At 53.7% G+C, this 15,603-nt stretch carries 13 protein-coding genes; 4 read left to right on the forward strand and 9 right to left on the reverse strand.

All coding sequences use genetic code 11. From position 1 onward, the window contains the following. Window positions 1–3: 3 nt before the first annotated feature. The 7 genes from argR to acs all read right to left on the reverse strand — a co-directional run bounded on the left by argR (window position 4) and on the right by acs (window position 8,038). Window positions 4–984, reverse strand: a complete 981-nt coding sequence (argR, locus tag AB4N73_RS14760) for a transcriptional regulator ArgR (RefSeq protein ID WP_041479242.1) — start codon at window positions 982–984, stop codon at window positions 4–6. Window positions 985–1,233: 249 nt separating this feature from the next. After that, window positions 1,234–1,998: an ABC transporter ATP-binding protein gene (locus tag AB4N73_RS14765; RefSeq protein ID WP_007912705.1), complete on the reverse strand. Its 765-nt coding sequence runs from the start codon at window positions 1,996–1,998 to the stop codon at window positions 1,234–1,236. 27 nt (window positions 1,999–2,025) lie between these two features. After that, window positions 2,026–3,138, reverse strand: a complete 1,113-nt coding sequence (locus tag AB4N73_RS14770) for a succinylglutamate desuccinylase/aspartoacylase family protein (protein ID WP_056788052.1) — start codon at window positions 3,136–3,138, stop codon at window positions 2,026–2,028. Between the two features lies 1 nt (window position 3,139). Then, entirely contained in the window at window positions 3,140–3,838 is a 699-nt protein-coding gene (locus AB4N73_RS14775) for an ABC transporter permease (protein WP_024014019.1), read from the reverse strand. After that, a complete protein-coding gene (locus tag AB4N73_RS14780; protein WP_016773583.1) occupies window positions 3,835–4,524 on the reverse strand; it encodes an ABC transporter permease in 690 nt (229 codons plus the stop codon). Before AB4N73_RS14780 ends, AB4N73_RS14775 begins: the two co-directional genes overlap by 4 nt. A gap of 91 nt (window positions 4,525–4,615) precedes the next feature. Further along, window positions 4,616–5,389: an ABC transporter substrate-binding protein gene (locus AB4N73_RS14785; RefSeq protein WP_041479236.1), complete on the reverse strand. Its 774-nt coding sequence runs from the start codon at window positions 5,387–5,389 to the stop codon at window positions 4,616–4,618. Between the two features lie 693 nt (window positions 5,390–6,082). After that, window positions 6,083–8,038, reverse strand: coding sequence for an acetate--CoA ligase (gene acs / locus AB4N73_RS14790; protein ID WP_056788049.1), 1,956 nt, complete (start codon window positions 8,036–8,038; stop codon window positions 6,083–6,085). A gap of 444 nt (window positions 8,039–8,482) precedes the next feature. Between acs and AB4N73_RS14795 the strand changes: the two genes are divergently transcribed. The 4 genes from AB4N73_RS14795 to AB4N73_RS14810 all read left to right on the forward strand — a co-directional run bounded on the left by AB4N73_RS14795 (window position 8,483) and on the right by AB4N73_RS14810 (window position 13,728). Continuing rightward, window positions 8,483–8,743 (forward strand): DUF2790 domain-containing protein, encoded by a 261-nt coding sequence (locus AB4N73_RS14795; protein WP_007912695.1) that lies wholly within the window; start codon window positions 8,483–8,485, stop codon window positions 8,741–8,743. Between the two features lie 550 nt (window positions 8,744–9,293). Continuing rightward, complete coding sequence (locus tag AB4N73_RS14800) at window positions 9,294–10,544, forward strand: ribonucleotide-diphosphate reductase subunit beta (RefSeq protein ID WP_016773579.1); 1,251 nt, start codon at window positions 9,294–9,296, stop codon at window positions 10,542–10,544. Window positions 10,545–10,871: 327 nt separating this feature from the next. Continuing rightward, a complete protein-coding gene (locus tag AB4N73_RS14805; protein ID WP_460058870.1) occupies window positions 10,872–12,440 on the forward strand; it encodes a GmrSD restriction endonuclease domain-containing protein in 1,569 nt (522 codons plus the stop codon). A 106-nt stretch (window positions 12,441–12,546) separates the two neighbouring features. After that, the gene (locus tag AB4N73_RS14810; RefSeq protein ID WP_460142241.1) at window positions 12,547–13,728 is read left to right on the forward strand and encodes a hypothetical protein; all 1,182 of its coding nucleotides are present in this window, start codon (window positions 12,547–12,549) and stop codon (window positions 13,726–13,728) included. Window positions 13,729–13,799: 71 nt separating this feature from the next. Here the strand turns inward: AB4N73_RS14810 and AB4N73_RS14815 are convergent, their stop codons facing one another. Both AB4N73_RS14815 and AB4N73_RS14820 read right to left on the reverse strand, forming a co-directional pair. Continuing rightward, on the reverse strand, window positions 13,800–14,261 hold the full coding sequence (locus AB4N73_RS14815) for a very short patch repair endonuclease (RefSeq protein ID WP_252878739.1): 462 nt from the start codon (window positions 14,259–14,261) through the stop codon (window positions 13,800–13,802). Window positions 14,262–14,321: 60 nt separating this feature from the next. Beyond that, on the reverse strand, window positions 14,322–15,533 hold the full coding sequence (locus AB4N73_RS14820) for a type II restriction endonuclease (RefSeq protein ID WP_252878740.1): 1,212 nt from the start codon (window positions 15,531–15,533) through the stop codon (window positions 14,322–14,324). Window positions 15,534–15,603 lie beyond the last annotated feature (70 nt).

Here is a 15,603-nt window from a genome sequence, read left to right on the forward strand (position 1 = left end):
CGCTCAGCCACGCTCCGGCGGCACTGACGACAATTCGAACGGGCTGCTGCTGCGCCGCTGGTTGCGATCTTCGCGCGGCGTGGCACCGAAGAAATTGCGATAGGCGCTGGAGAAATGCGGCCCCGAGGAGAAGCCGCACGAGAGGCCGATCTGGATGATCGACTTGCTGGTCTGCATCAACATCTGCCGGGCCTTGTTCAGGCGCAATTCCAGGTAGTACTGGCTCGGCACGCGGTTGAGGTATTGCTTGAAGATCCGTTCCAGCTGCCGACGGGATACGCACACGTGCTGGGCGATTTCGTCGGTGGTCAGCGGCTCTTCGATGTTGGCTTCCATCAGCAACACCGCTTGGGTGAGCTTCGGATGACTGGAGCCGAGGCGATTCTGCAACGGGATGCGCTGACGCTCACCGCCCTCGCGGATGCGCTCGACCACGAGTTCTTCCGACACCGCACCGGCCAGTTCCGCGCCGTGATCGCGGGCCAGCACCGCCAGCAGCAGGTCGAGCACCGACATGCCACCGCAGGCGGTCAGACGATCGCGATCCCAGTCGAACAGATGACTGGTGGCGATGACTTTCGGGAAGCGCTCAGCGAAATCGTCCTGCCAGCGCCAGTGCACGGCGGCGCGATAACCGTCGAGCAAACCGAGCTGCGCCAGCGGATAGACACCGGCCGACAGACCACCGATCACGCAACCGGCACGCACCAGTTGCTTGAGCGCACTGCTCAGCGCCGGCGCCAGGGTGGTCGGCGGCTCGTCGGCGAGCAGGAACAGTTTCTGGAAATTCTCGAGCTTGCCGGCCCAGGGTTCGCCGGGCAATTGCCAGGCCCCTTCGGTCTGCGGCTCGGCCTGCAAGAACGACAGTTCGTAAACCACGTCCGGGTGCACCCGCTGCGCAACACGCAAGGCCTCCTCCGCCAGCGCCAGCGTCAACGCTTTAGTGCTGGGCCAAATCAGGAAACCAATTCGATGGGCAGTCATGGGCGGGCAATCCGAAACGAACAACGGTGATGAAGGCATGGGCCAATGCTAGCCCGGAAATGAACACAAATCCTGAAACCGGTGAAGATCAGAATGTGGGAGCGAGCCTGCTCGCGAAGGCGGTGTACCAGTCAACATAATTGCTGGCTGTTGTACCGCTTTCGCGAGCAGGCTCGCTCCCACAGGGATCTGAGCCAGCCAGAAGATCGCGAAGCATGACCTAATCTGGTGCACAACGGCAGCCCTGATTTATTTCAGGCTGCCCGACAGGAACTGCTGCAAGCGCTCCGACTGCGGGTTGACCAGCACTTCGCGCGGGTTGCCGCTTTCTTCGACGACGCCTTTGTGCAGGAACACCAGCTGGTTCGACACTTCACGGGCGAAGCCCATTTCGTGGGTTACCACGACCATGGTGCGGCCTTCCTGCGCCAGCGCCTGCATGACTTTCAATACGTCGCCCACCAGCTCTGGGTCGAGGGCCGAAGTCGGTTCGTCGAACAGCATCACTTCCGGTTCCATCGCCAGCGCACGGGCGATCGCCACGCGCTGCTGTTCGCCGCCGGACATGTGCCCCGGGAACGCGTCTTTGCGATGGGCCACGCCAACCTTGTTCAGGTAGTACTCGGCTTTTTCGCGCGCTTCGTACTTGGGTACGCCGAGCACGTGCACCGGTGCCTCCATGATGTTTTCAATCGCGGTCATGTGCGACCACAGATTGAAATGCTGGAACACCATCGACAGGCGCGAACGCATGCGTTGCAGCTGTTTTGGATCAGCGGCTTTCAGCGCGCCATCCTTGTTCGCCACCAGTTTCAGCTCTTCGTTGTTGAGCAGGATCTTGCCGGCGTGCGGCTGCTCGAGCAGGTTGATGCAACGCAGGAAAGTACTTTTGCCGGAGCCACTGGAGCCGATGATGCTGATCACATCGCCGGCGGCGGCTTTCAGGGACACGCCCTTGAGCACTTCGTGACTGCCATAGCGTTTATGCAGGTCTTGGACTTCAAGTTTGTACATGCGGTCGGTTCTCACAAAAACAGTCAGTCAGTCGTTGAGCAAGCGCCCGTGACGCAGCGCTTCGCGCCCCGCCACCTTGGCCAGCCAGAAACCGGGTTGGGCATAGCGCAGCCGTTCAATGGCAAACAGCACCCCGGACGTACCAGCACATACCGTGCTGACCCGATCGGACACAGGGTCGATCACTTGAAAAATCTCATCGCCCGCCTCGACCCATTCGCCAGGCCTGCGGGAAAAACTCACCACACCGGGGTGCGGTGCGAACAACAATTCGGTGCCTTCGAACGGCATGCCTTCGCACGGTTCGAAGGCCGGGTCCGGCCACTCGCCGGTGATCAGACCTTGCTCGGCAAGGAACGCCAGAATGCCTTCAGCATAAGCCTCGGCTTCGACGCGGCCGGTGTCGGCCTGCCCGCCCAGCTCGATCGTCGTCGCCAGACACGCCAGCGGAATCTGCGCCTCGGGGAACTGCCGCGACAGGCGCAGCCATGGCAACGAGCAGGCTTCATCGAAGGAGCTGCCGCCGGAATCTTCCGCGAGCAAACCTACCTTGACGTTCAGGTGTGCCGACAGCGAACGCCACTGCGGCCAGTGCTGCGGCAGCGCATACATGTGCAGCGCGGCTTCGGCATCGCAGTGCAGATCCAGCACCACATCGGCGGTGCAGGCGTGGCTGAGCAGCACACGTTGCATGCCTTGCAACTGGCTGCTTGCTTCAGGCAATCCGGCCAGGTGGTCGGCCATTGCCTGACGGATCAGGCGCACGTTGGCATGGGGATCATCACCGAGTTTTTCGCCCAGCGCCGCCGCGACCGGCGCGCTGAGCTCGACGAAATCACGATTGAAATTCTTGCCGCTGCCCGCCTCGAAACGGCCCTGGAAATTGCCTTGCAGCAATTGCCCGAGGCCGATCGGATTGGCCACCGGCACCAGCTCGATCACGCCGTTGAGCAAGCCTTGGGCTTCGAGTTCGCCGAGGCGCTTTTTCAGCTCCCAGGCGGTGCGCATGCCCGGCAGTTCATCGGCGTGCAGGCTGGCTTGAATGTAGGCCTTGCGCTCGCCCTCACCGAACCGGAAAACCGAAACCTTGCGCTCGCTGCCCAGGTGGCTCCACGGCAATACGTGGTCGATGCGTTGCATATCAGTGCTTCCGTGGCGCGAGGTAGCTCAACCAGCGACGCTCGGCCAGTTTGAACAGCTTGACCAGAATGAAGGTCAGGCACAGGTAGAACACGCCGGCAGTGATGTACGCCTCGAACGGCAGGTAGAACTGCGCATTGACGGTACGTGCCGCGCCAGTAATGTCGATCAGGGTCACGATCGACGCCAGACTGGTGGTCTGCAGCATCATGATCACTTCGTTGCTGTACTGCGGCAGCGCGCGGCGCAGGGCCGACGGCAGCAGGATGCGCTTATACAGTTTGAAGCGCGACATGCCCATGGCCTTGGCCGCTTCGATCTCACCGTTCGGCGTGGCCTTGAGGCTGCCGGCGATGATTTCCGCGGTGTAGGCGCTGGTGTTGACCGCAAAAGCCAGACAGGCACAGAACGTTGCGCTGGACAGCCACGGCCACAGGAAGCTTTCGCGCACCGCTTCGAACTGGGCCAGACCGTAGTAGATCAGGAACAGCTGCACCAGCATCGGCGTGCCGCGAATCACGTAGGTGTACAGCCACGCGGCGCCATTGACGAACGGGTTTTTCGAGACGCGCATCAGCCCCAGCGGCAACGCCGCGAGCAAGCCGAAGAACAGCGACAGCGCGAGCAGTTTGAGGGTGGTCAGCAGGCCGCTGAAGTACAGCGGCAGTGCCTCCCAGATGACGTTGTAGTCGAAGATCATAGATCAGCCGCCCTTACGCCTACCGAGTAGCGCTTCTCAAGGTGACGCAATGCCAGCAACGAAACACTGGTGATTACCAGGTACATCGCCGCCACTGCGAGGAAGAAGGTGAAAGGCTCACGCGTGGCATCCGCCGCCTGCTTGGCCTTGAACATCATGTCTTGCAGACCGACCACGGAAATCAGCGCGGTGGCCTTGGTCAGTACCAGCCAGTTGTTGGTGAAGCCGGGAATCGCCAGACGAATCATCTGCGGCACCATCACCCGGAAGAACACCTGAAAACTGCTCATGCCGTACGCCATGCCCGCTTCGGCCTGGCCCTTGGGGATCGCCATGAACGCACCACGGAAGGTTTCCGAGAGGTACGCACCGAAGATGAAACCGAGGGTGCCGATACCGGCGGCCAGCGGGTTCAGATCGATGTAGTCGTCATAGCCGAGCATCGGCGCAACGCGGTTGAGCAAGTCCTGACCGCCGTAGAAGATCAGCAGGATCAGCACCAGGTCGGGAATGCCGCGGATCACCGTCGAATACAGGTCGCCCAGCCACGCCAGCCAGCGCACCGGCGACAGGCGCAACGCGACACCGATCAGCCCGAGAACGATGGCCAGAGCCATGGACGACAAGGCGAGCTGAAGCGTCAGCCATGCGCCATCGAGGATGACAGCCCCGTAGCCTTTCAACATGATTCAGGTCCTCGAAAGTTGGGATGAAAAAATGGCGCAAACCGCAGAGATTCTGTTGCTTGCGCCATTTCGGACTTGTCGCAGAGACGTGTTACTTGCCGTAGATATCGAAGGCGAAGTACTTGTCCTGGATTGCCTTGTATTTGCCGTTTTCGCGGATGGCCGCGATGGCAGTGTTGATCTTGTCTTTCAGGGCGTCGCCCTTGCGCACCGCGATACCTACGCCGTCGCCGAAGTATTTGACGTCGGTGAAGGCCGGGCCAACGAACGCGAAGCCTTTGCCGGCGTCGGTTTTCAGGAAGCCGTCATCGAGCAGGGTAGCGTCAGCCACGGTACCGTCGAGGCGACCGGCAGCCACGTCGAGGTAGATTTCGTTCTGCGAGCCGTACGGCTTGATCTCGGCGCCCAATGGAGCGAGAACTTCGCGGGCGAAACGCTCGTGGATCGAGCCACGCTGTACGCCGATGTTCTTGCCTTTCAGCTCAGCCAGACCTTCGCTGACCTGAGTACCGGCCTTCATGACCAGACGCGCCGGGGTGTTGTAGTACTTGTTGGTGAAGTCGACCGACTTCTTGCGATCTTCGGTGATCGACATCGACGACAGGATCGCGTCGATCTTGCGCACTTTGAGAGCCGGGATCAGGCCGTCGAACTCTTGCTCGACCCACACGCACTTGACCTTCATTTCTTCGCACAGCGCGTTGCCGATGTCGTAGTCGAAACCGACGATGCTGCCGTCCGGTGCTTTCGAAGCGAATGGAGGGTAAGCCGCTTCGATGCCGATCTTCAGCGGTTTTTCGTCAGCGAAGGCATTCATCGACAGCACGGACAGTGCCAGGGCGCCAAGCAGCACAAGTTTCTTCATCTTGGGACTCCATCGGTAAAGGGCAAAAACGGCAGAGTGAGCGACAGCCCAATATGCGAATGGGTGAATCGGAAATCGGTTGCGCATCGACGGAAATTTCCCATTGGAACCGCAGGCGATTTCAACGTCAGCCACGATGAGCGAGTGATCGGCATTCTAACGACAGGCCCGAAGCCGATATTTCTTCAATGCGACAACTAATTACAGATGCACCGAGAAAGCGGTTTGAGCTCATTGACAGCCCTGCAATTTCATGCAAGAGCAAAAGACAGTGAACCGATACATATTGCAAGTTGCGGGCCTATTATTCGTAAACCCTTCTAATCCGGCAAGCGCAGCGTTATGTCTTATTTTTCAGCAGGGCTTTGGAGGCTCTAAAACGGCGCACCGCGTTTCCCTTCGCCCCGGTTTGGCGCGGGCGGTTACACATTGGGTTGTGGCGGGTAACAGCGGGAAAGGTCTGACGGTGCAGATCGATAATTATTGGTTGGGGTGTTGCGGTTTCCTACAGCTGACTACTGCGGTGTCTGACAGATCGCCTTCGCGAGCAGGCTCGCTCCCACATTTGAAATGCGCCCATTCCTTGTGGGAGCGAGCCTGCTCGCGAAGAGGCCAGCCCGATCGACACAAATCCACCAGACACAAAAAAGCCCCATCCGGCATCACCGGACAGGGCTCCTATGCTTCTAACGCTTAAGCAACATTCATGGTCTTGTGCGTATCAATCAAATGCTGCACCACACCCGGATCCGCCAGGGTCGAGATATCGCCCAGCCCGTCATATTCCGCCGTGGCGATCTTGCGCAGGATGCGGCGCATGATCTTGCCCGAACGGGTCTTCGGCAGCCCCGGCGCCCACTGGATCACGTCCGGCGAAGCAATCGGGCCGATCTCCTTGCGCACCCAATTCTTGAGCTCCAGACGCAACTGCTCGGTCGGCTCCTCGCCGTTCTTCAAGGTCACATAGACATAGATGCCCTGCCCCTTGATGTCATGCGGCACACCCACCACCGCAGCTTCGGCCACCTTCGGATGCGCGACCATCGCGCTTTCGATCTCGGCGGTGCCCATGCGGTGGCCGGAGACGTTGAGCACGTCGTCCACGCGCCCGGTGATCCAGTAGTAACCGTCGGCATCGCGACGCGCGCCGTCACCGGTGAAGTACATGCCACGGAAGGTCTTGAAGTAGGTATCGACGAAACGATCATGATCGCCGTACAGCGTACGCGCCTGGCCTGGCCACGAATCGAGAATCACCAGATTGCCTTCAGCCTCGCCCTCAATGATGTTGCCGAGGTTGTCGACCAGCGCCGGCACCACACCAAAGAACGGACGCGCCGCCGAACCCGGCTTGAGCGCGTGAGCCCCCGGCAGCGGGCTCATCATGTTGCCGCCGGTTTCGGTCTGCCACCAGGTATCGACGATCGGGCAACGCGACTTGCCGACATTCTTGTAGTACCAGTCCCAGGCTTCAGGGTTGATCGGCTCGCCCACCGACCCAAGCAGACGCAGGCTGCTGCCATCGGCGCCTTCCACGGCAGCCTGACCCGAGGCCATCATCGCGCGGATCGCGGTCGGCGCGGTGTAGAGGATGTTGACCTTGTGCTTGTCGATGATCTTCGCCACCCGGGTGATGTCCGGGTAGTTCGGCACACCTTCGAACAGCACGGTGGTCGCGCCATTGGCCAGCGGGCCGTAGACGATGTAACTGTGGCCGGTGACCCAGCCGACGTCGGCGGTGCACCAGTAGATTTCGCCCGGACGGTAGTCGAACACGCGCTCGTGGGTCATTGCCGCATACAGCAGATAACCGCCGGTGGTGTGCTGCACGCCCTTCGGCTTGCCGGTAGAGCCGGAGGTATAAAGGATGAACAGCGCCTCTTCAGCGCCCATCTCTTTCGGCGCGCAAACGGTGCCCGCGACCTTCATCAGGTCTTCGTACCAGATGTCGCGATGCTGGTTCCACTTGATGTCGCCACCGGTGCGCTTGCACACGATGACCTTCTGGATGCTGCTGGTTTCCGGGTTGGTCAGCGCGTCGTCGACGTTGGCCTTGAGGGAAATCTTCTTGCCGGCGCGAATACCCTCGTCAGCGGTGATCACCACTTTCGATTTGCAGTCAATGATGCGACCGGCCAGGGCTTCCGGCGAGAAACCGCCGAACACCACCGAGTGAATCGCACCGATCCGGGTGCAGGCCAGCATGGCGACCACGGCTTCGGGAATCATCGGCATGTAAATGGTCACCACATCGCCACGGTGCACGTCCTGACCACGCAGGGCGTTGGCCAGTTTGCACACTTGCTCATGCAGTTCGCGGTAGGTGATGTTTCGGCTCTCGGAAGGATCGTCGCCTTCCCAGATGATCGCGACTTGATCGCCGCGCTCGGCCAGATGGCGGTCGAGGCAGTTGTAGGAAACGTTCAGGGTGCCGTCGGCAAACCACTTGATGTCGACATGGTGATCGTCGAACGACGTCTGCTTCACCGTGGTGAAAGGCTTGATCCAGTCCAGACGCTTGGCTTGCTCGCGCCAGAAGCCGTCAGGGTTGACGACCGACTGCTGGTACATGGCTTTGTAGGTCGCCTCGTCAGTCAGCGTGTTAGCCAGAACCTCGGGACGAACGGGATACAGAGAAGCCGCACTCATCTTTCCTACCTCGGTGTAATAGTTGTTTTTGTATGACCCTGTTGTAGCCGGGTGGGGCCCATAGAACCATTCGACGATGGTAGTAACAAGCCTCCCCCTGCACGCGCCCCCCCTGTAGGAGCTGCCGAAGGCTGCGATCTTTTGATCTGTTTTCAAGATCAAAGTCAAAAGATCGCAGCCTTCGGCAGCTCCTACAGGGAATGGGGTGTTTGGGGGATTGTTACCAAATATGCCAAAAGTGTTTATCAAAACCCGCTCTGTTTACCCCGCCCCCACCGCCCTAAAATTCACCTCGCCAACAAGGCAACCGCGATTAACAACGTTACAGCCCCCACGAAAGGCCGTTAATCCAGCGCTCCAAGTAACGCATCAACTACTCAAGCTCCACACGCAACCCTAAAAAGGTTGCGTGACCCCACTCGACCTCAAAAAGGTGAATTAGAAATGAAAGCTTTATTGGTTCTGGCCCTCAGCAGTCTGTGCGCAACCGCCATGGCAGACGAGGTCCCGACTGATGTCGCACAGCAACAACCGGTAATCGAGGAATACACTTACTCCACACATCTGGACATCGCCAAAGTTGTATCGATGAGCGAAGTGCCAAATGTCTGCGAAGTAGTACCGGCAAAAATGGAATACGACGACTCCAAAGGCCAACGCCACATCCTGCGCTACAGCATCATGGGCAACGGCTGCACGAACTGAATCAGACTGCACCGAATCGGATCGCTCAACGCCACATTGAGGGTCGATTCCAGCCCGGCTTCGGTCGGGCTCAGTTGTGTCTGGAGCCGCGAAAAAGGCTTGCAAAACACTAGATATAGTGAAAAACCCACTTTTCTGGCTATTTTTTAAACAAAAAACCACCTGCCAAAAAATTAACGAAAAAAAATCTGCTCGGGCCGATTCCGCGCAAAGCCCTGTAATCCCTCGGTCGGACCGAAATCCACCCCCTCCTCGGCCGCGCCATGAGCCGATTCGCCGCACCACGCCGGTAAAAATTTCCCTATAATGCCGCCCCATACGGGTCAGCAATATTCCCTTACAGGGAGCAAAAGCCATTCTGAAGCCCCGCAACAGTGCCCGACGCTGATTGCGCCCATCAGAGGCTCTCGGAACCCGTCAAAATTTCTGTTTATTTGCCTGCGTGCAGCGCTGCAAAAAACGACATCCAACGCGGCTTGTTTGGCCGTGTGAAAAACCAACCCATCAGGTTTCACACGGGCACAAGCCCTCACGCAGGAGACGACACGTCATGCTGAGCTGGGACGAATTCGATAAAGAAGACAGTGAAGTCGCAACCGTGAAAGGCGCCAACGCCGGCCACGCAAGCGAAGCCAACATGGACCGCCTCGACAACGCTGGCGGCGCCGCAGCGCTGGAAGCCCGCGCCGTCACCGCCGACGACTCGGCCGCCGTGGCCCGCGCCAAGGCTGCACTGAACTCCCTCGACGTCGCCGAAGGCCTCGCCGAACTCGAAGGCGCCTCCGCTCGTGTCGCCGTTGACGAAAAGCGCATGATCAACTGCCGCGCCGACCTCAACCAACTCGTGCCATTCAAGTACGACTGGGCCTGGCAGAAGTATCTGGACGGTTGCGCAAACCACTGGATGCCGCAAGAAGTCAACATGACCGCCGACATCGCCCTCTGGAAAAACCCGGAAGGCCTGACCGACGACGAGCGCCGCATCGTCATGCGCAACCTCGGCTTCTTCTCCACCGCCGACTCCCTGGTTGCCAACAACCTGGTCCTGGCCGTGTACCGCCTGATCACCAACCCGGAATGCCGCCAGTACATCCTGCGCCAGGCTTTCGAAGAAGCGATCCACACCCACGCCTACCAGTACTGCATCGAATCGCTGGCCATGGATGAAGGCGAAATCTTCAACATGTACCACGAGATCCCATCGGTCGCGAAGAAAGCAGCCTGGGGCCTGAAGTACACCCGCTCGATCTCCGATCCGAAGTTCGAAACCGGCACCCCGGAAACCGACAAAGAGTTGCTGCGCAACCTGATCGCCTACTACTGCGTTCTGGAAGGCATCTTCTTCTACTGCGGCTTCACCCAAATCCTCTCCATGGGCCGCCGCAACAAAATGACCGGCGTCGCCGAGCAGTTCCAATACATCCTGCGCGACGAATCCATGCACCTGAACTTCGGCATCGACGTGATCAACCAGATCAAAATCGAAAACCCGCATTTGTGGGATGCTGAGATGAAAGAAGAAGCGACCCAGATGATTCTGCAGGGCACGCAGCTGGAGATCGAATACGCACGGGATACCATGCCTCGTGGGGTGTTGGGTATGAATGCGGCGATGATGGAGGATTATCTGAAATTCATCGCTAACCGTCGGTTGTCGCAGATTGGTTTGAAGGAAGAGTATCCGGGGACGACTAACCCGTTCCCTTGGATGAGCGAGATCATGGACTTGAAGAAAGAGAAGAATTTCTTTGAGACGCGGGTTATTGAGTATCAGACTGGTGGGGCGTTGAGCTGGGATTGATTTAATTTCAATCCCATCAAGCATTTAAGAACGGGCTGCCAGCGATGGGAGCCCTTTTTTTTGCGAAGAATTCTCACAAGCAAAACCAGGATTAAAGCAAAAAACGAACGAATTACTGCCCCCATCCTTGCGCAAATTCTTTAACCCTAGCAAGTCGACATCTGCCCATTTACATAGGCACGTTCCTACTCGCCAGAATCCGAGCCTAGACGCATTAATGGCCATGGGCTATCTTGAGCTGAACGGACGAGTGTTAAGGCACGATAGACCGGCACCTCGTCAGAAAAATATCAGCCGAAGCTTGGTCTTTACATGGAGTTTATCTAAATGGCACTCAGATCTAACCTTGTGAATTTAGACGCCCTGATAAAACGAGAAGACTTCGCTGCCTCTGATGCAGAATCCTCTTCGTTCGAAAACGTTTCTACTATTTCCCTAAGGGATTTTACAAGTGGTGGATTAATCGGACCAAGTTTACGTAAACCAGACTTCCAAAGGGAGACAAACCATTGGTCTCCAGAGCAAGTTGTTTCTTTACTTGAATGCTTCGTAAATGGTGACTTAATTCCATCGGTAATTTTATGGCAGTCACCAACTTACCTATTTGTTATTGATGGCGGGCATCGGCTTAGTGTTTTAAAAGCGTGGATTGATGACGATTACGGTGACGGCCCTACCTCTCAACCTTTTTTTGGTTATCAAATTTCCGCGGAACAGAAAAAAAACGCCACAAAAGTACGTTCATTGGTAAATAAAAAAATAGGAAGCTGGCAGCATTTCACCGCTAAAATTCAAGATGAAAATTTAGATCCAAACGAGCGTAAAAAAATCAGTGCACTCATTACCAGGGGACTTCCCATCCAATGGGTAAAAGGTGATGCAGACAAAGCAGAGAGTTCTTTCTTTAAAATAAATACAAAAGGCACTCCCCTTGATAGCATCGAAGAGCTACTACTAAAGAGCAGAAAAAAACCTATTTCAATCGCCTCTCGAGCAATAATTAGAGCAGGCAAGGGGCACAGATATTGGTCCTCTTTTGAGAAAATAAATGCTGAAAAAATTGAAGAGCTTTCAGGTAGACTTCACTCAATTCTTTTTGACCCAGAAATCAAAAGTCCTATAAAGACTTTGGACCTTCCTCTTGGAGGTCCAAAGGGCGTTAGAACCGCACTGCAAACTTTAATCGATATAGCACTAATCGCCACAAGAAACCAACAAGGAACGCCTAAAAACGTCTTCGATACTGATGATGACGAAGATGGCCTATCCACTATTTCAGTACTAACGAAAACATACCGCTTAGCCGAGAGAATTACAGGCAATGAGAACGGTAGTTTAGGCCTACATCCAGCCGTATATTTTTACGGACCAACAGGCCGACATTCCGGCCCAATGTTCATGGGCACTATGACTCTTGTGGGAAGAAAACTATCAAACAACGACAAAGTTTTTTTTAACAAATTCACCCAAGCACGCTCAAAACTTGAAAAAATACTCGTAAATCATAAAGACTTGATAGCCACTATTATTCAAAAACATATCAGCCCCAAGCGGGTAGACAAATACGCAGACTTCTTAGACGATCTCATCAACCATCTAAACACGAGTGATGACCTCAACGAATTAGAAATAATTAGGATATCCGGCCTTGATGGAAAGATTTTTGTTGGCACTGGATCCGACCCTACAAAAAACTTCAGCGATGACGCAAAGAGTGAAGCCTTTATAACAACAGCCCTTCGATCATCAATTAAATGCCCGATTTGTGAAGGGTATCTTGATACAGATAAATCCGTATCTTACGACCATATAATTAGAGCCCGTGACGGGGGGGCTGGTCGCTCTGAAAACTGCAACCTAACGCATCCATACTGCAACCAATCTATTAAAAGCTAACAAAATAACAAGCACAGCAACAATAAAATACGGCACAGGCCATTGAAAAGCCAAGCATAAAATATCTAGTACTTTTACACACATGCTTTAGGGTCAAGCGCATCACATGCAAAATAAATATGTAGTTCAACAGATCAACGTTGACGACGCACAGTACACACCACTGGGTTATTTTCCTGAAGAGATTGACCTCGCAAACTTGACATCCAACGAGTCACTTTTAACTAGAGAAAAACACCAACTACTGGAGGGCTTGGTTATTGAATATGTCGCAGAACAGTTTATATCCAGCCCTTTTCTAAAAGATTCAATAGTTTTACTAGATGTTGTCACACTGATAGTAAGGGGTATACCCGACGACCACAGCAACGCGCTCGGACAATACTGCAATTTTATATGGAAAAGAGATAACTCTGATATTGAGGACTTCATATCCATCCTAAAAAACCTTTCCCAAGGCTGTGCCAGCACTACATTTCTCTGCAAAGAAGAGAACATGAAGTTTCACACACAAAAACCCGGAAGTTCCAAATGGCTCCCACTACAACGATATTTATGTAAAAAAAGAAAAATAACCAACGATAAAGAAATCAAATTTCCGCAAGTAAACGCAGAATCAAAAGACAACGAGCGACAATTATCATCAATATTGGGCCGCCTTCTCCCCGCATACAACAAAAGAATCATAAGAGATGTAATACTTCCACGAGTATTTAAAAACCATATAATTCAACCCTTCTTCCGATCGGGCTGGGATTTAGATAGAATTTTTCGGTACAAAGGAAAACTTTGGGAATTCGAGCTAAAACACAAGTACCCAATTGACAACTATGAGTTCTTCGAGAAAATAAACAACACGAACAATCGCTACTGCTTATCTTTCGGCATAAACGAGGGACAGGCAAACATTATTAAACTTTTGGCCGACCAAGGCCTCAATACACTACATCTTATTTTGGTCAAACCTCGTTGGACCGACCAAGAAGACCCTGGCTACTTATTCGTAGACGAAGATGCAAGAAAAAATACTTTGGTGATTGGCGCAGTATTAACCCCTGACAAAATAAACGCCATAATGAAAGGCGACTTAAAAAAAGCGCCATCAAAAACCTCATTTAGCGGGGCTAGCAAAGCCAACTACTACCGAATACCCAGAAACTTTTTTCATGTTATTGGCCGTTATGCAGACGGCAAAGACAATCTCACCCCAAACATAATAAGGCTATTGGATGGTAATTTAAACTCGCCCCTCACTACAGATACCTTGCTAGAAAATCGCCTCAGCTAGATACCTTAGACATGGATGTCACCTTTAAAACCCTCTAGCAGCCCAAATGATCTACAATAAAAACTTGACTTTCAAACTTTAGCTTTTGGCGGTTTTTCTGGCCACTGCTGAAAAAATTTATCTAAATTGTTAACTCTCTCCAGCACTCCCCCTAGCTCAGCTACCTGATGTTTTAAGCCACACTCCCAAATAACGAGAACTCTCCATCCCTTCGATATTAATTCTGAAACCTGTCTTTGGTCTCTGAAAACATTCCCATTTAGCTTCTCCTCCCAAAAATCTGGACGATTATTGGGAGATGTTGCATATACACAATTACTATGCCGATGCCAAAAACATCCATGAACAAATATCACAAGCCTGTACTTCGACATGACCAAATCAGGTTTACCTGGGAGGTCTTTACGATGAAGTCTATATCTATATCCACAAGCATGCAGGTAACGTCGAATGGCCATTTCAGGCTTAGTATTCTTTCCGAGAATCCCAGCCATCATTCGCGATCTCGTTGTGCTATCTACGACATCTACCATTCGCCCCCCTATCAAAAATTTCCTTTGCGCTCGCTATCAAGCAGGAAAGATCCAAGCACATCAATAAATGGATTTAGTTTCCTCGATGAAATCATTCAAAGTCATAAGAGCACTACGCATCGCCTCCGGGTACTTTGCATGTAGCGGTTTAGGTACCACTAACCTCACGTTCGCGGCATTCATCTCTTCAAATTGATGGGGAGAAACGCCCTCCTGAAGTGTAAACAGATGAACTCCGACCACTCTATCAGCCTCATTAATAACCTGACGCCATCGATCCTTACACGTTGTTTTCACCGCCAACATACGCAAGCTGTCAACCGGAAACGCTGGGTTGTGATAGTCAGCGCATGAGGGGAAGATAAAATCGGGTCGCTTATTACCTTCAGTTTTGCACTGGGTACTGAAAGCCTTAAGCCCGAACTGACGAAAAAGGTGTTCAAGATGTATCTCTAGCGACCTACCAGACCTTGACTTTCGGCGATTACTCACCGAGTTTGCAACCTGCATGAATTCGTCAACAGAACCGAATCCATTCTGAACTCGATGCAGTACGTGTAACTCTTCAATTTGACGGAATAGTTTGTACTCGTTTTCACGTCTTTCTAGAATAAGTTCATCAGGTGTTATCTTATTAAAACGAAAGACTGACGCCAGGTAGGCAATGATTTCTTCACCGCTAGGAAACCTATCCTCCCATCGTGGGGGGATTACAACATTGCTAGGCTCTTTATCTGAACTAGCAGCGAAACCAGCAAATACTCTATCCCCTCTTTCAAAAAGCGAACTTCCAGGAATCACCTCACCTATCTTATTCTCGACAAACTCCTCTTCATCTATTCCTTTGCAAATCCAGATATCCAGGAACTCGGAATCCTGATCCAAATGTGGCACATGGAATGCGAAGATCGCTAATGCTCCCGTATTTTCGGGATCTTGGGCGGGGCTGTTTTTAACGTCAGTATTCCATCGCGTTAAACGATGTTCGTTGCGAGATCCTGCCCCGTCGAAATGGTAATTATTGTAGTAAATGCCTCTCAGAGTTTGTTCCGGAAAACCATGTGACGAGACCTGTGCCCTCAGACTGCAATCAGGATTCTTGAAACAAGTGCTCGAAATGGAGGGTAGCGCTGTCGCTACAACAGCTTTGGGAACATAAATACCTACCCCGTTGCCCCCCGTTAGACCTGTGTCGTTGGCTGAAAGCCGCTTGATGAATATCCACCATTCATCTTGATTTTTGTCTTCAATCCATTGGGAAAAGCTTGTCATGGGTAAGGCCGCTGAACAATTGAGGAGACGAAAGGAAAGTATCTCCGACAGATTCGCAGAATTACCTTTC

It is taken from the genome of Pseudomonas sp. S3_B08, assembly GCF_054667725.1.